General features: G+C 67.3%; 17 protein-coding genes and 1 pseudogene. 6 read left to right on the forward strand and 12 right to left on the reverse strand.

Annotated elements, in window-relative coordinates:
* The first annotated feature begins 21 nt into the window (after window positions 1–21).
* The 3 genes from ACHQ4I_RS18725 (at window position 22) to ACHQ4I_RS18735 (ending at window position 4,126) form a co-directional block, all read left to right on the forward strand.
* Window positions 22–1,038: an Rv2578c family radical SAM protein gene (locus tag ACHQ4I_RS18725; protein WP_420773067.1), complete on the forward strand. Its 1,017-nt coding sequence runs from the start codon at window positions 22–24 to the stop codon at window positions 1,036–1,038.
* 83 nt (window positions 1,039–1,121) lie between these two features.
* The gene (locus ACHQ4I_RS18730) at window positions 1,122–3,047 is read left to right on the forward strand and encodes a 2-oxoacid:acceptor oxidoreductase subunit alpha (RefSeq protein ID WP_420773068.1); all 1,926 of its coding nucleotides are present in this window, start codon (window positions 1,122–1,124) and stop codon (window positions 3,045–3,047) included.
* On the forward strand, window positions 3,047–4,126 hold the full coding sequence (locus ACHQ4I_RS18735; protein WP_420773069.1) for a 2-oxoacid:ferredoxin oxidoreductase subunit beta: 1,080 nt from the start codon (window positions 3,047–3,049) through the stop codon (window positions 4,124–4,126). Before ACHQ4I_RS18730 ends, ACHQ4I_RS18735 begins: the two co-directional genes overlap by 1 nt.
* Before the next feature lie 6 nt (window positions 4,127–4,132).
* Here ACHQ4I_RS18735 and ACHQ4I_RS18740 read toward each other — a convergent pair whose 3' ends face one another.
* A complete protein-coding gene (locus tag ACHQ4I_RS18740) occupies window positions 4,133–4,579 on the reverse strand; it encodes a MarR family winged helix-turn-helix transcriptional regulator (protein ID WP_420773070.1) in 447 nt (148 codons plus the stop codon).
* Between the two features lie 58 nt (window positions 4,580–4,637).
* Between ACHQ4I_RS18740 and ACHQ4I_RS18745 the strand changes: the two genes are divergently transcribed.
* Window positions 4,638–5,033 (forward strand): hypothetical protein, encoded by a 396-nt coding sequence (locus tag ACHQ4I_RS18745; RefSeq protein WP_420773071.1) that lies wholly within the window; start codon window positions 4,638–4,640, stop codon window positions 5,031–5,033.
* A 228-nt stretch (window positions 5,034–5,261) separates the two neighbouring features.
* Here the strand turns inward: ACHQ4I_RS18745 and ACHQ4I_RS18750 are convergent, their stop codons facing one another.
* From ACHQ4I_RS18750 to hisS, 3 genes are all read right to left on the reverse strand, one after another.
* Complete coding sequence (locus ACHQ4I_RS18750; protein ID WP_420773072.1) at window positions 5,262–6,269, reverse strand: malate dehydrogenase; 1,008 nt, start codon at window positions 6,267–6,269, stop codon at window positions 5,262–5,264.
* 407 nt (window positions 6,270–6,676) lie between these two features.
* Window positions 6,677–7,318, reverse strand: coding sequence for a hypothetical protein (locus ACHQ4I_RS18755; RefSeq protein WP_420773073.1), 642 nt, complete (start codon window positions 7,316–7,318; stop codon window positions 6,677–6,679).
* Window positions 7,319–7,375: 57 nt separating this feature from the next.
* A complete protein-coding gene (gene hisS / locus ACHQ4I_RS18760; protein ID WP_420773098.1) occupies window positions 7,376–8,653 on the reverse strand; it encodes a histidine--tRNA ligase in 1,278 nt (425 codons plus the stop codon).
* Between the two features lie 135 nt (window positions 8,654–8,788).
* On the opposite strand from hisS, the gene ACHQ4I_RS18765 reads away from it, so the two are divergent.
* A complete protein-coding gene (locus ACHQ4I_RS18765) occupies window positions 8,789–9,604 on the forward strand; it encodes a peptidylprolyl isomerase (RefSeq protein WP_420773074.1) in 816 nt (271 codons plus the stop codon).
* A 422-nt stretch (window positions 9,605–10,026) separates the two neighbouring features.
* Complete coding sequence (locus ACHQ4I_RS18770) at window positions 10,027–10,581, forward strand: hypothetical protein (protein WP_420773075.1); 555 nt, start codon at window positions 10,027–10,029, stop codon at window positions 10,579–10,581.
* A 64-nt stretch (window positions 10,582–10,645) separates the two neighbouring features.
* On the opposite strand, the gene ACHQ4I_RS18775 is transcribed toward ACHQ4I_RS18770, so the two are convergent.
* From ACHQ4I_RS18775 to ACHQ4I_RS18810, 8 genes and pseudogenes are all read right to left on the reverse strand, one after another.
* Window positions 10,646–11,032 (reverse strand): DUF4913 domain-containing protein, encoded by a 387-nt coding sequence (locus tag ACHQ4I_RS18775; protein ID WP_420773076.1) that lies wholly within the window; start codon window positions 11,030–11,032, stop codon window positions 10,646–10,648.
* Window positions 11,029–12,852 (reverse strand): type IV secretory system conjugative DNA transfer family protein, encoded by a 1,824-nt coding sequence (locus ACHQ4I_RS18780; protein WP_420773077.1) that lies wholly within the window; start codon window positions 12,850–12,852, stop codon window positions 11,029–11,031. The genes ACHQ4I_RS18775 and ACHQ4I_RS18780 overlap by 4 nt, the downstream gene beginning before the upstream one ends.
* 49 nt (window positions 12,853–12,901) lie before the next feature.
* On the reverse strand, window positions 12,902–13,456 hold the full coding sequence (locus ACHQ4I_RS18785) for a hypothetical protein (protein ID WP_420773078.1): 555 nt from the start codon (window positions 13,454–13,456) through the stop codon (window positions 12,902–12,904).
* A gap of 179 nt (window positions 13,457–13,635) precedes the next feature.
* Complete coding sequence (locus ACHQ4I_RS18790) at window positions 13,636–15,318, reverse strand: peptidoglycan DD-metalloendopeptidase family protein (RefSeq protein ID WP_420773079.1); 1,683 nt, start codon at window positions 15,316–15,318, stop codon at window positions 13,636–13,638.
* Window positions 15,319–15,361: 43 nt separating this feature from the next.
* Window positions 15,362–15,643 carry a transposase gene (locus ACHQ4I_RS18795; RefSeq protein ID WP_420773080.1) on the reverse strand — a complete coding sequence of 94 codons (282 nt, stop codon included), beginning with the start codon at window positions 15,641–15,643 and terminating at the stop codon, window positions 15,362–15,364.
* 76 nt (window positions 15,644–15,719) lie between these two features.
* Window positions 15,720–18,044, reverse strand: a complete 2,325-nt coding sequence (locus ACHQ4I_RS18800; RefSeq protein ID WP_420773081.1) for a hypothetical protein — start codon at window positions 18,042–18,044, stop codon at window positions 15,720–15,722.
* Window positions 18,045–18,051: 7 nt separating this feature from the next.
* Window positions 18,052–19,542 carry an SCO6880 family protein gene (locus tag ACHQ4I_RS18805; protein WP_420773099.1) on the reverse strand — a complete coding sequence of 497 codons (1,491 nt, stop codon included), beginning with the start codon at window positions 19,540–19,542 and terminating at the stop codon, window positions 18,052–18,054.
* A 2-nt stretch (window positions 19,543–19,544) separates the two neighbouring features.
* Window positions 19,545–19,765: pseudogene (locus ACHQ4I_RS18810) on the reverse strand (hypothetical protein); the annotation flags it as partial.

Genomic DNA, 19,765 nt, shown 5'->3' on the forward strand with positions numbered 1-19,765 from the left:
AACACATGTTCGACTGATGGGGTGCGGTGGCAAAGCCAAACCCTGGATGCCGACGACGGCGCCCTGCCCGGCCTCGGCCGGGCGGGTTTCGTGCGCACCGTGCAGACCCCCGAATTCGAGGGCATCACGTTCCACGAGGTGCTGTGCAAGAGCGCGCTGAACAAGATGCCGGAGGCGTCGAACCTCCCGTTCCATTGGACGATCAATCCGATGCGCGGCTGTTCGCACGCCTGCCGCTACTGTTTCGCGCGTCCCACCCACGAGTATCTGGATCTGGACGCGGGCCGGGATTTCGATTCGCAGATCGTGGTGAAGACCAATATCGCCGCGGTACTGCGCAAGGAACTCGGCCGCCGTTCCTGGCATCGGGAACCCGTCGCACTCGGCACCAATACCGATCCGTATCAACGGGCCGAGGGCCGATATCGGTTGATGCCCGGCATCATTCGCGCGCTGACCGATTCCGGCACGCCGTTCTCCATTCTCACCAAGGGCACTCTGCTGCGCCGCGACCTGCCGTTGCTCACCGCGGCGGCCCGCCAGGTCCGGGTGAGCATCGCGGTCTCCATCGCGATCCTGGACACCGATCTGCACCGCAGCCTGGAGTCGGGTACTCCGTCGCCGAAGGCGCGGCTGGAGATGGTGCGGGCGCTCGCCGATGCCGGGTTCGAGGTGAATGTCATGGTCGCACCGGTGATTCCGTATCTCACCGACAGCCGCGCTCATCTCGACGCACTGTTCGGCGCGATCGCCGAGGCCGGGGCGGTTTCGGTGGTCGCGTTCCCCATGCATCTACGCGGCGCCACCCGCGGCTGGTTCCTGAGCTGGCTGGCCGAGACGCATCCCGCGCTGGTACGCCGCTACCGGCAGTTATATGGCCGGGGCGCCTATGTGACGCCGGAGTACGGGGCCTGGCTACGCGAGCGGGTGCAGCCACTGCTCCAGCAGCACGGCCTCACCCGCGAGCACACCCCAGAACCCGAGACCCAGCCCGCGACACCGCTTCCGAACGACACGCAGCTGGCTCTCTTCGCGTAAAGCATTTCACAAGCAATTCCCGCACACGGCGGAGTAGGTTGGCCAATGGCACCTCCCATCGGACGAGGAAGTGAAGCAGGCATATGGTTTCGGACCAAAATGATGTCGGCACAGCTAAATTGGAAAAGGTCGTAATTCGGTTCGCCGGTGACTCCGGGGACGGAATGCAGCTCACCGGTGACCGCTTCACGCACGAGGCGGCCGCATTCGGTAACGACCTCGCCACCCAGCCCAACTTTCCGGCCGAAATCCGGGCGCCCCAGGGCACGCTACCCGGCGTCTCGTCCTTCCAGATCCAGATCGCCGATTACGACATCCTGACCGCCGGTGACCAGCCCGATGTGCTGGTGGCGATGAACCCGGCAGCGCTGAAGTCGAATCTGGAGGATCTGCCGCGTGGCGCCACCCTCATCGTGAACACCGACGAATTCACCAAACGCAATCTCGGCAAGGTCGGCTACGCCACGGATCCGCTCGACGACGACACGCTGAGCGATTTCGTGGTCCATCGCGTCCCGATGACCTCACTGACCCTCGGTGCGACCGAACCGACCGGCGTCGGTAAGAAGGACGGCCAGCGCGCCAAGAATATGTTCGCGCTCGGCCTGCTGTCCTGGATGTACGGGCGCCCGATCGGCGGCACCGAGCGCTTCCTGCGCGAGAAGTTCGCCGCGAAGCCCGATATCGCCGAGGCGAATCTGCTCGCCTTCCGCGCGGGCTGGAATTACGGCGAGACCACCGAAAGCTTCGCCACCACCTTCGAGGTGTCCCCCGCCAAGCTGCCGCCGGGCACCTACCGCCAGATCACCGGCAATACCGCACTCGCCTACGGCCTCGTCACCGCGGGGCAATTGTCCGGTTTGCCGGTCTTTCTCGGCACCTACCCGATCACACCCGCGTCGGACATCCTGCACGAGCTGAGCAAACACAAGAACTTCGGCGTCACCACCTTCCAGGCCGAGGACGAGATCGCGGGCATCGGCGCGGCGCTGGGCGCCTCGCTCGGCGGCGCGTTGGGGGTCACCAGCACCTCCGGTCCCGGGCTCGCGCTCAAGAGCGAGACCATCGGGCTCGCGGTGATGACGGAACTGCCGCTGCTGATCGTCGACGTGCAACGCGGCGGTCCGTCCACCGGACTGCCGACCAAGACCGAACAGGCCGATCTGCTGCAGGCGCTCTACGGGCGCAATGGCGAATCGCCGGTCGCCGTGCTCGCGCCACGCTCACCCGCCGATTGCTTCGCCACCGCGGTGGAGGCGGCCCGCATCGCACTCACCTATCGCACCCCCGTGCTGTTGCTCTCCGACGGCTCCATCGCCAATGGCTCTGAGCCGTGGTCGATTCCGCAGGTCACCGATCTGGAGCCGATCGATCCGCGTTTCGAGCCCGACGCCGAGGAGGGCACGCCCTTCCAGCCCTACGCCCGCGATGCGGAAACCCTCGCCAGGCCGCTCGCGGTCCCCGGCACCGCGGGCCGCGCGCATCGGATCGGCGGACTCGAGAAGGCCGACGGCAGCGGCAATATCTCCTACGAACCCGCCAACCACGAGCTGATGGTTCGTCTGCGGCAGGCCAAGATCGATGGCATCGCCGTGCCCGAACTCGAGATCGACGATCCGGATGGGCGTGCCGAGTTGCTGCTGATCGGCTGGGGCAGTTCCTTCGGACCGATCGGCGAGGCCTGCCGCCGCGCGCGCCGCCGCGGCGTTCCCGTCGCCCAGGCGCATCTGCGATATCTGAATCCACTGCCCGCCAACCTCGGTGAGGTGCTGCGGCGCTATCGCACGGTGGTGGCGCCGGAGATGAACGGCGGTCAGCTGGCCATGCTGTTGCGGGCGAAGTACCTGGTGGATGTGCAGCCGTGGACGAAGATCGCGGGCACGGCCTTCTCGGCGCAGGAACTCGTCGGGGTGATCGATGCGGCGCTAGACGGGTCGATCGAGGAGATGGAACACGATAAGGCCTTCGCGGCGCGAGCGCGGGCCACGTACTCGACTGGGGGCAACTGATGACGATCGTCGAAACCTCGCTCGTCGGAACCGATCTGGGCCTCACCGGGCTCTCGGGGGTCCCCGCCGCCGACGGTCCGCAGAAGGTCAAGGACTTCACCTCCGATCAGGAGGTGCGCTGGTGCCCCGGCTGCGGTGACTACGTGATCCTGGCGACCGTGCGCGGCTTCCTCGCCGAACTCGGATTGCGCAGGGAGAACCTGATGTTCGTCTCCGGGATCGGCTGCTCGAGCCGGTTCCCGTACTACCTCGAGGCCTACGGCATCCACTCCATCCACGGCCGTGCGCCCGCCATCGCGACCGGGCTGGCGGTGACCAGGCCCGATCTGTCGGTGTGGGTGGTGACCGGCGACGGTGACGCGCTGTCGATCGGCGGCAACCACCTGATCCACGCCCTGCGCCGCAATGTGAATATGACGATCCTGCTGTTCAACAACCGGATCTACGGACTCACCAAGGGCCAATACTCCCCCACCTCCGAACAGGGCAAGATCACCAAGTCGACGCCGATGGGTTCGGTCGACCACCCGTTCAACACCCTGTCGGTTGCGCTGGGCGCCGAGGCCAGTTTCGCCGCCCGCGCACTGGATTCCGATCGCGCGGGGCTCACGGAGGTGCTGCGCGCCGCCGCCGAGCACCGCGGCACCTCATTCGTGGAGATCCTGCAGGACTGCCCGATCTTCAACGACGGCTCCTTCGACGTGCTGCGCAAGGGCGACGCCGAATCCCGCCTCATCCCGCTGCACCACGGCCAGCCGATCCGCTTCGGCGCCGATGGCGAATTCGCCGTGGTCCGGGACGGTTTCGGGCTCGCGGTGGCGCGCGCCGACGAGGTCCGGGAGTCCGAGATCATCGTGCACGACGCCTACGCCGAGGGCCCGGAGTACGCCTACGCCCTGTCCCGCCTCTCCGACCAGGATCTCGGGCACGTGGTGACCGGCATCTTCCGCAATGTCTCCCGGCCTACTTATGACGACGCGGTCCGCGCCCAGACCACCATGGCGCGGGAACGCAAACCGGTACAAGAGGATTCGCTGCAAGCACTGCTCAACGGCCCGGAAACCTGGACCATCGGTTAGCGGCGACTAGTTCGGCAGTCCCAGCCGCTCGGCAAGCGCGCCGAGGATGCTGTGCAGTGCGGCGCGCTCGGCGGCGGTGAGATCCGCGGTCGTCTCGGTGTCGATCGCATGGGCCGCTTCGAGGCATTGACCCAGTAGTGCGCGGCCGTGGGAGGTCAGGCTCAGGATCTGACGGCGGCGATCCTGCGGGTCGCGCAGCCGATCGATCGCACCCAGGGACTCCAGGTGGTCGGCCAGTGTGACGACCAGGCTCGGCGCGACTCGCAATATCTGCGCCATCTCCATCTGCGACGCGGGACCGTTGGCCGCCAAGACATTCAGCATCCCGGCGTGCTTCGGCTTGAGTCCGAGACTTGCCACGCGGGCACTGAACCGGTCGGTCAGGAACGCGCCGAGCAGCCCGAGCCGGAAGGTGACGGTCTCCGGCAGTTTTTCCGCCTTGACGTTCTTCATGGACCGCATAATACTGACCCCAAACCATTCATAGCCTGAACGATTCTGAGAGTGAAAGATGCAGACCGAGAAGCTCGCCAAAACCGCGATCATCATCAACGCCATCGGCGCGGGTGTCGCCATGGCATTCAGCGCCGCAGCCCTTGTCGACCCCACCCTCGTGATAACCGGCACCGCGGACTCCCCCGGCGTCGATCTGTACGCACAGGCCTACGCCGCCCGCGCCATCCCGCTGGGCGCCGCCCTACTGTTCAGCCTGACCAGCCGCCGCAAGCCTGGCCTGCTCCCGCTGCTGACCGTCTCCGGAGCGGTACAGCTCGGCGACGTCGCCATCGGCGCCAGCCAGGGGATTCCGGGCATGATGGTCGGCGGCACCGTGCTCGCGCTCATCCATCTCGCCACCGCGGGCCAATTGGCCTTCAGCAGGAGTCGCGACGCCGCAGCGGCAGCCTGAGAGGGCGATCTACTCGTTCACGACGAAACGCGTGCTCAACTCGCCCCGGGAGAAGAGCGGCTCGCCTCATCCAGCGACGAACGGCGCCATCGATCCCCCAGCGACGAAGGGCGTGGTCGTGCGCCTCTCGTGTCTGCCACCACAATTCGGGCCGAACCGGGGCCGCACGACCACGTGGGAACTTGGGTGACCCCGCCGTGGGGCATTGCCCCAATCGGGTGCCGACGATCAGGCGCGCTTGGCGAATCCGAGGTCGATGACCGCCTCGCGTTCCTGTTCGAGCTCGGCGACGCTGGCGTCGATGCGGGCGCGGGAGAAGTCGTCGACGTCCAGGCCCTGGACGATCGAGTATTCGCCGCCCGCGCAGGTGACGGGGAATGAGGTGATGAGGCCTTCGGGGATGCCGTAGGAGCCGTCGGAGGGGATGGCCATGGAGGTCCAGTCGGCGGCGCGGGTACCGAGGGACCAGTCGTGGATGTGGTCGATGGCGGCGCTGGCCGCGCTGGCGGCCGAGGAGGCGCCACGGGCCTGGATGATGGCGGTGCCGCGCTGCTGGACGGTGGGGATGAAGTACTCGCTCAGCCAGCTCTGGTCGACCATGTCGAGGGCAGGGCGGCCCGCGATGGTGGCGTGGGTGATGTCCGGGTACTGCGACGCGGAGTGGTTGCCCCAGATGGTGACGCGGGCGATATCGGCGGCGGGCGTGCCGGTTTTCTTGGCGAGTTGGGCGATGGCGCGGTTGTGGTCGAGGCGGGTCATCGCGGTGAAGCGTTCGGCGGGCACGTCGGGGGCATTGCTCATGGCGATGAAGGCGTTGGTATTGGCCGGATTTCCGACCACCAGCACCTTGACGTCGTCGGCGGCGCTGGCATTGATGGCCTGCCCCTGCTCGGTGAATATCGGGCCATTGGCGGCCAGTAGATCCGAGCGCTCCATCCCCGCGGTGCGCGGCCGCGCACCGACCAGCAGCGCGACATTCGCTCCCGCGAATCCGACCCACGGATCGTCACTGATATCGATCGACTCCAGCAGCGGGAAGGCGCCGTCCTCCAACTCCATCGCCACACCCTCCAGCGACGCGACCGCCGCCGGGATCTCGAGCAGCCGCAACCGCACCGGCGTCTCCGAACCGAGCATCGCTCCGGACGCGATCCGGAACAGCAGGCCGTAGGCGATCTGCCCCGCACCCCCGGTCACGGCAACGGTCACGGGCGCGGTCCGAGCAGCGGTGCTCACGACAAACTCCTTGCGATAGACGGACACTCGATCCCCACCCTAACGACTCTCACCGCCCGCGAACCCCCGTGGTGAGCTACGCGACAATCACCCCCACAAACCCATCCATCCCGCCCCAACAGGGCTCGCACGGCGACGAGACTCCGGCCTCCGCCCGATCCCACTGCGCCGGACACCGAGCCCCGATCAGCCACATCACACGATCACGGCGATGACGGAAGTCCGTGTCCGCCGGACGAGCCTCACGAGATCGGCGATCGGCCGCAGTCGAGGTATTCGCAGGGACCACTGGCGGTTCAGGCTCGCTCGAAGCGCGACGAGTTCGACGCATCGTGCAACTGTGCATCGCATGCATGTTCGCCCGGCATGCCGATTCGCATGTCGCGCAACTCAACCCGCGCGCGAACTCAACTCAACTCCGCGACTTCCTGATCGGTCAGCACGATCGGCGACACATAGTCCTTCGATCTGGCGAGCTGCACGGCGCGGTACAGGGGCCGTTCCTCCAGTCCGGCGTCGCGGGCCTCCGCGCGCAGTTGGTGGACGAGCATTGTCGAAACCGATACGGCCGCGGCGAGTTCGCTGGCGGCCAGGGCGTCGGCCAGTTTGCGGAGGCCGAGCAGGTGTAGTTCGCGGCCGCTGCCCGCGTCGGTGTACATCGCCAGCGGTACGACCTGTGATTCCGCGCCCGCGGTGACCCGCAGGACGATTCGGCTCAAACGGGCCGGGAAGACGAGGATTTCGACGCCGTTCGCGGCGGCGATATCGACCCGGCGTTCACCGAAGGTGCGCCGGGCGTGAATTGTGGTCCCGGCCAACCACATCCGACGCCGACGCAGGGCGATGGCGTAGGCGACGGTGGGCGCGCCGACGACCAGACCGATCGCGATCGCGATCGACCACGGCACCATGAGCGCCGCGAGCAGTGCCGCGCCGAAACCCACCCCCACTGCGGCGAGGGCGAGTCGCCGCAGCATGGGTGCATAGGTCTCGGGTGCGACGAGGTCGAGTCCGACCATCGGAACCGGTTGGGCTGCACCGGGATTCATGGGCTCTACGGGCACGGCTGCGCATTCGTACGGGTGCGGATGTCTCCCGGCACCGTACTATCCCGCCGGTCGCAGCGCGGCCGCGACGGCGGCCACCGTCTCGTCCAGTGGGATCTGGCGCTGCTCACCGGTGGCCATATCCTTCAGGCCGATGGTGTTCTCGGCCAGGTCACGATCACCGAGGACCAGGGTGAATTTCGCACCGGACTTATCGGCGGCCTTCAAGGACCCCTTGACGCCGCGACCGCCGTACGCCAGGTCGACCCGAATCCCCGCCGCCCGCAGCTGCGCCGCCAACACGACCAGGCGCTGCTTGGCCGCATCACCCAGCGACACACCGTAGACCTCGCACCGCGCCGGATCGCCCGCCGACTTGCCCTCGGCCTGCAATGCCAGAATGGTGCGGTCGACGCCGATCCCGAAACCGATACCGGATAGCGGTTGTCCACCGAGCTCGGCCATCAGCCCGTCGTAGCGACCGCCGCCGCCGATCCCCGACTGCGCCCCGAGTCCGTCGTGCACGAATTCGAAGGTCGTCTTCGTGTAGTAGTCCAGACCGCGCACCATGCGCGGATTGACCACATACGGAATGCCGAGCCCATCCAGATATCCCAGCACTTGCTCGAAGTGCGTCTTCGCCGACTCGGACAGGTGATCGATCATCAACGGCGCGTTCGCGGTCATCTCCCGCACCTCGGGCCGCTTATCGTCGAGCACGCGCAGCGGATTCAGCTCTGCCCGCCGCTTGGTCTCCTCGTCCAGCGGCAGGCCGAACAGGAACTCCTGCAACAGCTCTCGATACTGCGGACGGCAGGTCTCGTCACCGAGCGAGGTGATCTCCAATCGGAAACCGTCCAGCCCGAGCGAGCGATAGCCGGCGTCGGCGATCGCGATCACCTCGGCATCCAGTGCCGGATCATCGACACCGATGGCCTCGACGCCGACCTGCTGTAGCTGCCGGTACCGACCGGCCTGCGGCCGCTCGTACCGGAAGAACGGACCCGAGTACACGAGCTTCACCGGCAGCTGCCCCCGGTCGAGCCCGTTTTCGATGACCGCCCGCATGACACCGGCGGTGCCTTCCGGCCGCAGCGTGACGCTGCGGTCGCCGCGGTCGGCGAAGGTGTACATCTCCTTGGTCACCACATCGGTGGACTCACCGACACCCCGCGCGAACAGCGCGGTGTCCTCGAAGATCGGCAGCTCCACATGCCCGTACCCGGCCAGTCGGGCGGCGCGGATCAAGCCGTCGCGCACCGCGACGAACTCGGCCGAACCGGGTGGCACGTAATCCGGGACCCCCTTCGGGGCGGAGAAGCTGCTGGTCTTGGTCACGATGGTCAAGTTTCCACCACTACCGCCCATCAAGTCCAACCGGTTTGCCCTCGGGGTAATCCGCCTGCTGAGCAGTCTCAGGAATAGATGGCACAATCCTGTGCCGTACGTAACGGATACGGGAGGAACGTGGTAGTGCCGAGCAACGAACAGCGACGGGCAGCGGCGAAACGCAAGCTGGAGCGCCAGCTGGCCAACCGGGCCGACCGGGCGCGCAAGCGTAAGCGACTCATGATCGCCGGATCCGCGCTCGGCGTGGTCGCCGTGGCAGCGGCAGCCGTCGGCGTGTACTTCCTGACCAAGAGTGAAGAAAAGCCCGCCGCGATCAGCTGCGACTACCGCAACAGTCAGAAGCCCGCCGATAAGCAGGTGAACAAGCCGCGCACCAGCGGCATCCAGAACACCGGCGATAACGCCAAGCTCAGCGTCAGCATGGAGACCACCCAGGGTCCCATCGGCCTGACCCTGGACAACGCCAAGGCGCCGTGCACCGTGAACAGCTTCGCCAGCCTGGCCGGTCAGGGCTACTTCGACAACACCATCTGCCACCGCATGACCGCGGACGAGGGCCTGAAGGTGCTGCAGTGCGGCGACCCCACCGGCACCGGCACGGGCGGTCCGGGCTATCAGTTCGACAACGAGTACCCGACCAATCGGTACAACCCCGCCGACCCGGCGTTGCAGAAGCCGATGGACTACAAGCGCGGCACGCTCGCCATGGCCAACGCGGGACCCGATCCCATCGACGGCGGTGGCACCAATGGCAGTCAGTTCTTCATCGTCTACGGCGATTCGCAGCTGCCGCCGAACTACACCATCTTCGGCACGGTCGACCCGGACAGCATGGCCACGCTGGACAAGATCGCCGCGGGCGGTCAGGACAACTCCAACGGCCAGGGCGACGGCAAGCCGAATCTCCCGGTGACCATCCAGTCGGTTCGCATCGACTAGTGACACGCCCGGTCGGGTGCTCGCTTCGTTCGGGCCCGCTGCACAGAATGGCAGCGGGCCCGAACTGTCTCACCTGTCCGGCGAGGGTAGGCGAACCTAATCGTTCGGTTAGGGTGCACTAAAACCGGAGATCCTCCTGAGCTTTCGCCCACCCGCCGGAATTGTGCGATATATGCTGTTAAGCGGCACGCCCACGCGGTTGGTGCCGAGCTTTCTCGGGTAATCTCGAATGAAGGAGAACGCGTAGCGTAGTCATCCCCTGACCGGACGATCCCCGACCGGGAATGCCACGCGACGAGCTCTCTGGGTGTCCACGTTTGCAGGCGGGGCACCGGCGCGGCGGACTACCGTTCGACGTGGCGGCGTCCATGACGAAGCACCACAACATCCATAGTGATCACTGCAGCATCGGGGAGCAGCCCATGTCCGAGGAACTGGACGACATCGGCCGGGAAACCGCGGCCATGATGAAGACTATGTTGCAGCTTGCGACCCTGGTCGCGCTGCGGACCCGTGAGCGTGGTCAGAAAGAAGCCGAAGCGCGCGTCAAGGTCACCGAGGCCCGTATCAAGGAGGCCCGGGAGGTTCAGATCCGTGAGGCCCGCGACGCCAAGGCGAAGGACCCACGCAATCTCGAACTGGCCCGCATGGTCGAGAAATCGGTTCCGGCCAAGGGTATTTCGCTGGAGAAGGATCGATTCTCCGCACAGGCCGAGGCCAGCCGGATGGCCGCGACGGCCTCGGCTCAGGCCAAACCACTTGTCCGGTATGACTCCGCGGAACGCCGGATGGCGATCGCGGCTCACCTCGCGCGAATCGGTATCGCACCGGAGCTGGCGGCGGTGCGGATGCTCATCGAAGTAGGTCAGGGACAGCCGCCCGAGGAGGCGGTTCGGATTCGTGACGAGGCGGCTCGGGCCGCCGCGGCACGCGGCCGGGAACAGGAAGCCCGCGGCCTGGAACGCGTCAGACAGTAAGGCGCACACCGCAAACCGAAAACGCCCGCTGAATACAGCGGGCGTTTCGACGTTCTCGGGGTTCTCACATGCGGAAATCGCCGACGGTCGGATCACCGAACAACCCCTGGGCCGGGGACTTCAGCGGTAGCGGACTCAGCATGTCCTTGTGGCCGTTGCGCACGCTGCAGTACTTGAACGGGCCGCGCGGGTCGAACAGCTTGGCCATATGCGGATCGGCGTGGTCCAGGAACCAGACGCTCAGCCCAGTGCTCGGTTCCAACCTGTAGTGCTCCCATGACCGCCAGAGCGCGTCCAGCCGGGCCACCGCCTCGGCATGCTTCCACCACTCCGGACACCACACCGTTTCACTGATGTCGGTGACCTGACGCCGGTACACCAGGCTCAGGTAGTTCTCGACGAACTCCACCACATTGGTGTAGATCATGGGCTGTTGCTGCTGTTCGGTCACAGCGGCCGAACCTCCTCGATTTGACCGTATTCGGGTGGCGGAGCAGCCTTGGTCAGGTTGGGTGAGCCGAACAGGTCGGCGATCTCGGTCTTACGCCCCGGAAGATGGTGCGAGATCGACTTCTTCACGTCTTCAGCGTAGTCACCCTCCCACCAAGGCACGGTCCGGATCAGTACTGCGGGCTGGCCGGAGGTGAAGACGATCGCCCGGCCCTGCGGCAACGTCGTCAACGCGTTGACGGTGAAGGTCTTCGACGATCCCAGCGACCGCGAATAACTCTTGCTGCCTTTGGATTCGGAGACCGAGGCGGAAATGGCGTCGTATTCGCCGATCGCCTCGGAACGGTCGCGCAGGAAGTTCATGTCGTCGATGCCAGGTCCAAGGACCTTGACGTTCGCCGCGGACCACAACGCGAGCATGCCCGCGTCACCCCAGCAACGCGCACCCTGCGCCCAGGACTGCAACACCGTCATAACCACGATGCCCCGCGAACCAAGGTGGCTGTACTGCTTCGGAAGGTCCTTCCAGCGCACCACGTTCGCCGCCTCGTCGAGCACGGCGAGCAATGGAATGGGCAGGCGGCCGCCCGGCGATCGCGACGCCTTGCGCATGGCCACATCGATGACGGCCTCGGTAAGTGCGCTCACCAGCGGCCCCGCCGAACCGCGACCTTCCAGCGAAAGGCTGTAGAGCGTGCCGTTGTTCTCGATGAATTCGAGTTCGTCGAACTGGGTGCGGTTGTCGCCGGGCAGGATCCACGGGTGCACGTACGGCATCTGCAGGCAGCGGATCATCTTTTTCGCGGTGCCGTAGATGCCGCTCTTGGTCCGTGGATCGGAGTTGTACTGCATGGCCAAGCCCGCGGCCGAGTAGTGCTTGCTGGCGCCGCGCAGCAGTTCGATGGGTTCGGCGTCACCGGGATTGGTCACCCAGTCCCATACCTGGACGATCGGGCGACCACCGACAGCGGCGGCGAGGAACAGCGCGGCGAGCAGATCCTCGGCCTCTGGGTCGAAGAACACGTCCTGCTTGTTATCCGAACCGTCGTCGGCGTCAGCGAAGTGCCCGGCAAGCCGCGCGGCCCGCCCCTCCGCACCGTCATGGTAGGCGTCCACCCATGCCAGCGGATCCCAGAACCACGTGGGCTCCTCGCCCGCGACTCCCTGCGGATCGAAGACGAAGGTGGGGCTTCCCTTCTGCTGCCGCACATCTCGGGTCGCGTCCACCACGTCCCGCTTATTCGACGTGGACAGCACCGGGCCGACCGCGGTCAGGATGGCCGGGATCACCCGCGAGGTCGATTTGCCCTGACGTGGCCCCCAGATGTCCAGGTGCAGATCCTCATAGGAACCGTAGAGCATCACCCCGTCGGCGACGCCGATGCCGATCGGCACGCCCGGACTGTCGTTGTAGCCGAGCTGTACGCCGAGCATCGCGGCCTTTTCCCGCACGCCCTTCTCCGTCAGCGAAGCGATGGCACTGCCGCTGCCCATCACGTCGGCCTTGTCGTCGACGGCGAGCCTGCCGACCGCCCGACGCGCCGCGAGCCGCTTGCGCACCACCAGATAGAGGATGAGCGCCGCGACGACGAGCAGCACGATCACGGTGGAGGCGCGCGGCCAATGCAGTTTGCCCTTGGCGAGATCGGCGGCGATCGCGATCGGGTTGATCGGAACGTCCTGCGGGGTGACGGCCATCGCGTTGCCCAGATGCAGTGCGAGCCACAGGGTTGCGAGCAGGGCGGAACCGGCGTAGATCGCATACAGGGTGAGATCCGGCCCGATCGCGGCCGGATCCTGCACCTTCTTCTTTTTCGCCATGTCTTGCCTCCTGTATGACCTGTGCTGCTGTCGCTCGTGGGTGCGGGGTTCAGCGGTATGCGTCGAGCCGCCAGCCTGCTGACGTGCGCACGACGGTCGCGATGACCGTCGTGGGTGGCAGGGATTCCTTGCGCCCGTTGGGGTAAACGACCGTCTGCTCGATACCGATCTTGAACTGCTCGGTGTTCGGATCCGTGCTCGCGGGCGGCCGCTCTCCCGATGCGAAGGTGAATGCCTCGATATGTGCCTGCGCCTTGGCCCAGTCCGCCCACTGCAGCGTCGCTTTCGGCGTCTCCATTGCGGTCGGCGTGCCGTCCAGTATGCGGATCAGGCTGGGGCCCAACCATTTCCGCGCACGCGAGAGCGACGCGCCCTGGACCTCGGTGGCGGGCTGCCAGGAATAGATCTCCTTCAGCGCGGCCACCGCGACGCCGTCGGGCGTCACCGGATCGGGTGCGGGCACCCCCTCCAGCAATCGGGACGTGGACATGGGCGGATGCGGCGCACCGGAACCCGAATCCTTATCCTTGGCACCGCAGCCTGCAACGAGCATCGCAACGCTCACCACCAGCATCACCACCAGTTTCGCGCGTGTGTCATTCAAGGCTAGCCGCCAAGACCGACACTTGGGCGGTCCAATTGCCGTACGCGCTTCGGCGTGTTCACTCGCCGCATTCGCGGTGGTCATTGCCGCCTCGTTCGCGGTTGCCCGCCCCGCCGCGATAGCGTTCGTCGTCCCAGCCGCGGTAGCGAATGTCGTCCCCGTCGCGTTCGCAGTTGTCGTCACAGTACCCTCCTCCCGCGGCCGTCACCCGGCACCGCGACCTCGGTCACGCCACTGGAATGCCCGTATGCGGCGGGCACGGATTTGATCATTCGTCCATTGCCGGAATAGATTCCGACCTCGGCGGGGCCGCGCGGGCCGAACGAGCTGAACACCAGATCACCGGGTTGCAGCTTGCTCGTCGACACCTCGACGCCCGCCTCCCACTGCTGTTCGGCGGTCCGTGGCAGCGTCACCGTGCCCGAGGAGGCCGCGAACACCGCTGCCGAAGTGAGCCCGGGTCCGTCCAGGCCGCCACCGCTCGGGCCCTGTGGACCGCCACCGCCCCACACGTACGGGGTGCCGAGCCATTGCTGCGCCGCCTGGACGATCTGCCCGCCGCCCGCACCCTCCTGCGGGGTGAACCGGCCATTGGAGCCCTGTGCGCGGTATTGCGGTTCCATCGCAAGGATATTCGCGACATACGGCTGGGTCTCCGCGTAGTGCGCGGCCACCCGGTTCGGCATGCCGCCGGAGGCGAGCACCGCGCCCTCACCGGCGTTGTAGGCGGCCAGGGTCAACGCGACGACATCGCCCTGCACCCGCCCCTCGGACTCCCACGCGACGATCTTGTGGGCGATGGCGCACATATAGCGGCCCTGACCCATGATCGCGTCACCGTCGTCCCAAACGCTCGCAACGCCGTTGCCGTCGGCGTCGATGACATAGGGCTGACCGTCGTCGGGATCGATACTGGCCGCGGTGCCGGGCAGGAACTGGGCCAGACCCTGCGCACCAGCGGGCGAGGACGCGCCGCGCCGGAATCCCGATTCCTGCCTGCCCTGTGCGGCCAGCAGCGACGGGGTGATCTGCGGGCAGATGGAACCCGCGCGGCGATACCAGATTTCGAGTTCCTGCGGCACCTTGCCCGCCGCCAGCGCGCCGCCCGCGGTGCCGAAGCCGCGGCTGCACCGCGGATCCGACGAGAAGGCCTGCGCGCCACCGACATCCGGGGTCGGGGCGCCGTCGAGCCAAGGCAGCGGGTCGATCTGGCGGCCACCGGTGAAGCGTCCGCCGGGCACGATCTCGAAATGCAGGTGCGCGCCGCTGGATTGGCCCGCCGACCCGACCTGAGCGATGGGCTGACCGGCGACGACGGTATCGCCGACATGCACGTGCACACCGCTGTCCCACATATGCCCGTACACCGCCGAATAGGCGCGGCCGTTGGTATCGACGGAGTCGACGACGATCCAATTGCCGAAACCCGAAGCGGGACCGGCCGCGACGACGCGGCCGTCGGATACCGAGTAGATGGTGGTGCCGTCGGCGGCGGCGAGGTCGACGCCCAAGTGGGTGCCACCGCGCGCGCCGAAGACATCCGACACGGTGAAGGTGCCCGCGGCCAACGGCAGCGTCCGGCGGATCGGGCCGATACCGGCGGCCAGCGACGGCGCGCCGGTCGCGGTCGGATTGGCTTGGGTGGCAGCGGGATTGCGGGTCGCACTCGCGGCGCTGGTCGTGGCGGCGACACGGGAACCCCCCGGCGCGTAACCCCCCAGCGGCGGCAGCACGCTCGACGACCCGAGCACCGAGGAACCCTCGCACCCGTCGTCCACTGCGGGCATCACAACGACCAACACCAGAGTCATCAACCCCAGCACACTCGCCAGCGCCAGGTACAGGACGTTCCGCCCGGTCACCGCATCCCCGACGGCGCCGATCGACCGCGGGTCGAATGCAGGCTCACGTTTGCCGCCGAGACTCGTTGAGGGTGTCGGCGAGGGTGCGGTTCATCTCCGCCGCGGCGGCCAATTGTTGTTGTAGCAGTGCGACTTTGCGGCGCAACGCCGTCGCGTCCAGGCGCTCCAGACTCGGCCCCTCGGCCGCGCGCACCCAGTTGCGCACCGAATTGGTGTGCACGCCGATCTGCTCGGCCACCACCCGGCACGCCTCCGATTCGCTGCGTAGTCTGCCGGTGAGTGCGATGACCTGCTCGACCGCGGCCTTGCGTACCTCCGGCGACACTCTCCGATAGGACCGGTGTGGCATCATGCGCCCAACCTCCCACAGACAACCGGTCTCCATAACACTGCGAGCCTTCTCATGCGGCGCTCCCACTCGGGGAATCGCCACCGCGCGAAGTGGATTCGGTGAACTCGGAGAAACGCTGGTTGGTTTCGTGGATCCCACTCTCCTTCTCGGACAACGTGAATTCCATGTGGAACGGGATGCCTGGTCGGCGATCCTCACCGATCTTCAGTAGGAATTTTCCGGTACCCGGCGGCGACGGGCGTTGCTGGCCGGGCTTGAGTGCCTCACCCGTCAGCGCCTGCGGTGCGGACCATCCGGTCACCATCTCCTCCTCGGCGGATGTGAACGGAACCACGCTGTCCAGCCGCTTGATTTCCTCACCGGGCAGTGCGCCGAATATCTTGGCGCGCGCGCGTTCGAGGAAACCGAGCGCCTTCGCGATGGCGGCCTCCGATCCCAGTGCTTGCAGGTCCTTGATGGTGTGGCTGATCATGATCAGCGCGGTGGCGATGGTGCGCTGCAGGCGGGTCAGTTCGTCGACCCGGTCGACCATGAAGTCGCCGAGGCCCAGCACCTGCCACAGCTCATCCATCACCACCTGGAAATAGCGCTGCGGACCGAGATCCGCGTCGGCGAGCACGTGCGCGGCCTCCACCGAGGCGAAACCGTCGGCCCAGCAGGCCAGCATGACGGCGGCCTTGAGCTTCTTATCGCCGGTGGGGATGTGCGAGACGTCGATGCAGACCGCGACCGCGCTGGTATCGATCGGAACGGTGGTCTGCCCGTTGAAGATCGCGCCGAACGGGCCCTGGGTCAATGCGCGCAGCGAGCGGCGTAGCCCTTTGATGGCCACCTGGTATTCGTTCGGATCATCGGCGCCGGCATCGAGCTGCAATTCGTCACCGCCGCCAACGATTACCTCGAGCAGGTTCTCCATGATGGGCGGCTGGTCCGGGGTGTAGCCGCTGCCCGGCCGGTAGAGGATGCGCAGCGCGGTGGCGATCAGAGTCTCCTCGTAGTCGCGCACGCGCGCGCCGCGCACGAGTTCCACCAGACCGGCGATGAGGGTGACCTGGCGGGCGCGCAGATCCTGCAGCACTTGAAGTTGCAGTGCCGGAAACTCATCCAGCATCGGCACGACCGAACCGAGCACACCGGCGGCGAGCGGGTTGAGCTTGCCGTGGCCGTAGCCGAGGTCGATGACCTGGCCGCCGACCAACTCCACCAACTTGCGGTAGTCGGGTTTCACGTCGGCCAGGATCAGCGGGGTGATGCCCTGCGCGATACCGCCGAGCACGATCCGGCGCACCAGCGATGACTTACCGAAACCGTTGAGTCCCAGGACGAAAAGGCTGGGCGCGGTGATGAAGCTGCCACGCAGGAACCAGTTCATCGGGTCGAAGCAGACCGGTGCGCCGGTATGCAGATGCGAACCGAGCGGGGTGCCGATCAACGGCGCACCGGCGCCCACCGACCACGGCCACAGACCGGCCACCTGAGCCGTGGTGGCGCGGTATTCGACCGGGCGGCCGACCACGTTCATCCGCCCGCCGCCGGGACCCATATAGCCGCGATCGGTGAGTTGGGCTGTGCTGCGGTCGAATCCGTCCTCGAAGACCTGTTCGGTGCGGGCCGCGTAATTGCGGCGGCGGATATCGTCGGTGCGGACGCGGAAGGTGGCGAAGGCCGCCCGCAGGCCCGTGCCCTCGCGGCTGATCTGCTCGAGTTTGGCCCTGGTCACATCGTCGAGCAGGGGCGGACCGGACTGTTTGCGCCGATCGGACTTCGCCTTTGCCCGGCGGGCAGCCCTATCCGCCTGCGGTGTGCCCATCGCGCGGTCGGCGGTGTAGTCGACCTTCGCCGCGCGCTGTGCCTCGCGACTGGTCCTTGCTCCGTTGCGTTCCGGTCGTGCCACGCGTTCCCCCCGTGCCGATCGTTGTGGTGCGCCGTCGCGCGGGCGGGCGGTCCTGGCCGCGTCGGGACGGCCGCGATCGGCCGAAGCCCGTTCACCGCGACCGTTTTCGGACCTGGCGCGCCCGCGATCGGAGCCGGGCTGCGGCCGATCGGCACGGCCACCGTCGGCGGATCCGGCCCCGGGACGCGCCCGTCGCTCGGCCGCGTCGCGCGACGGTCGCCGCTCCCGATCGGACGTCTCGCCGATGCCGGTCCGCTCGCCGCCGCTCACCCGCGCGGACCGCCGATCCCGGTCCGGCATCTCCTCGATGCCCGACCGCTCGACCCGGCCACCGGTGGACCGCTGCGCGCGCTCGTCCGCGGGGCGGTGCGGCCGACCGTCACCGGCAGACCGCACCCGGTCCTCGTCCTCGGGACGCCGCCTGCGGCGCACCGGATGCTCGTCCCGTTCGCGCACGGGTGGCTCGTACTCACGTGCCATGTATTGCTCACCCCGCCAAGGCTTTCGGAATTGTCGCATGCTCCGGCAGAATCACCCCGCAGCCGAGCGAGGCCGCGAAGGCCGCCGCCTGGTAGCGGTAGCACCGCCGGATCTTCAACCGCGCCTGTGTGGACAGGTCGCGGGTAATGGCTTCGATGCGCGGCAGGTCGCCGCGCAGGGGCTCGGTAATGGTCACCAGCGCCCCGAAGCGGGTCACACCGTGACCCCGGGCTTGTTCCTCACGGGCCTGCTGGGTGGCGCCCACCCGCAGGGTCGCGGCCGCCGAGACGACACCGCGTTCGCTCTGCTGGGCCACCAGCGCGTTCTTGAAATCGTCGTCGACGATTTCGGCGGCGTCGGCGGCCGAATGCGGACGGTACACGATGGCGATGCGCTTGCGCGGCACTTCGGGATTCGGCGCCAGCAGCCGCTGCAGCACCCGCTCGTCGACCGCGCCCTCGGGTGCGGCGTCCATCTCCCAGGTGACCGAGCGTCCGCCGTCGTGCACCAGGTGATCCCACTTCTCGTCGTGCGAAACCGGTCCGGCATCGGCCCAATCCAGCCCGTGCCCTTCGGGTTCGCCCGCGGCCACCTCGAGATCAGCCTGCGAGGCCGGGTCGTAGCTGCGCCGGATGAACGAGATGACCTCATCGGCCGACATCGGCTGGGCGCGCACGCCCGCCTCGGCCAGCGCGGCACAGATACCGGGCAGCCTGCGCCCGATTTCGACGGCCTCCTCGGCGGGATTCTTGCGCCGCTCCGCGGTGGTCGCCTTGAAGGTGATCGCGACGCGCGGCAGCAGCTGCACCCGTTCCTGCGGCAGTTCGGTCGCCAGTTCGTACATCACCTGCTGCGCCAGTTCCGGCGCCTCCGGCCGGGTAATGGTGGCGACCTCGGTGAGCAGCCGGTTGCCGGTTTCGGGCACGGTATCGATCACCGGGACCACGGCGACGATGTCACTGGTCTGGCCGACCGAGGCGAGGAAGGTGCCCCACGCCGAGACCCAGCGATCGATGACCGGCTGGTCGACCGCCTCGTGGCCCTGTGGCCACGCCCGCAAAACCACTGTGTACTGGGCGAACTGCGGTAGGTGGATCATGCCGAAGCTATAGCCGCCCGCGTCGATGCCCTCGTAGAGCTTCGAGGGCGCCAGCAGACCGGGTAGCCGCGTGACACCGCCGGGAATCCGGGAGAACCGGCCGCCTCGGTACACATGCTCGCCGCGGTTGCGTGAGCGCATCCAGTTGAACATCATCAATCCGTTCTCGTATCCGGAGCGGCCCCCGGTCCGCCACACCAGTGGGACCATCACGACAACGCCGGTGCCGCCGACGATCAGACCCCACTCGAATCCGCCGACCATGGCGCAGATCAGGGCCGTGATCACGACGACGAAGCCGATGACGGTCTCTTCCCAGCGCAGACCGAAAAGGCCTGCGCTGCGGGGCTTCTGCCACAACCCGTACGAGCGGCGCTCGTAGGTATCGCTCGTCGTCATCGTCATCGCGGAATGGTGCTCCTCCCGAGGTCGGGCGAACGATTCGCCCAGCGATCACCGGCCACATCACCCATGGCCTCATCGGCCCGGGTCAGCGGCGCGGTCGCGGCGCGGGCCGCGCCGATCACGCCAGCCGCCCTGGACGCTCCGGACGGTACTCCCGCCCCGCCCTGCGGGCCGGAGGCGCGCGGTGGTCCGCTCGCGGCAGCGCCGCCACCGCCAC

This window comes from Nocardia nepalensis (assembly GCF_048910785.1).
In the GTDB taxonomy this organism is placed as follows: Bacteria; Actinomycetota; Actinomycetes; order Mycobacteriales; family Mycobacteriaceae; genus Nocardia; species Nocardia nepalensis.

Excerpts from the sequence above, each read along its gene's own strand:
- ACHQ4I_RS18730 (WP_420773068.1), top strand. The coding sequence starts at position 1,122 with ATGGTTTCGGACCAAAATGATGTCGGCACAGCTAAATTGGAAAAGGTC.
- ACHQ4I_RS18735 (WP_420773069.1), top strand. The coding sequence starts at position 3,047 with ATGACGATCGTCGAAACCTCGCTCGTCGGAACCGATCTGGGCCTCACC.
- ACHQ4I_RS18740 (WP_420773070.1), bottom strand. The coding sequence starts at position 4,579 with ATGAAGAACGTCAAGGCGGAAAAACTGCCGGAGACCGTCACCTTCCGG.
- ACHQ4I_RS18745 (WP_420773071.1), top strand. The coding sequence starts at position 4,638 with ATGCAGACCGAGAAGCTCGCCAAAACCGCGATCATCATCAACGCCATC.
- ACHQ4I_RS18755 (WP_420773073.1), bottom strand. The coding sequence starts at position 7,318 with ATGAATCCCGGTGCAGCCCAACCGGTTCCGATGGTCGGACTCGACCTC.
- ACHQ4I_RS18770 (WP_420773075.1), top strand. The coding sequence starts at position 10,027 with ATGTCCGAGGAACTGGACGACATCGGCCGGGAAACCGCGGCCATGATG.
- ACHQ4I_RS18780 (WP_420773077.1), bottom strand. The coding sequence starts at position 12,852 with ATGGCGAAAAAGAAGAAGGTGCAGGATCCGGCCGCGATCGGGCCGGAT.
- ACHQ4I_RS18800 (WP_420773081.1), bottom strand. The coding sequence starts at position 18,044 with ATGGCACGTGAGTACGAGCCACCCGTGCGCGAACGGGACGAGCATCCG.
- ACHQ4I_RS18805 (WP_420773099.1), bottom strand. The coding sequence starts at position 19,542 with ATGACGACGAGCGATACCTACGAGCGCCGCTCGTACGGGTTGTGGCAG.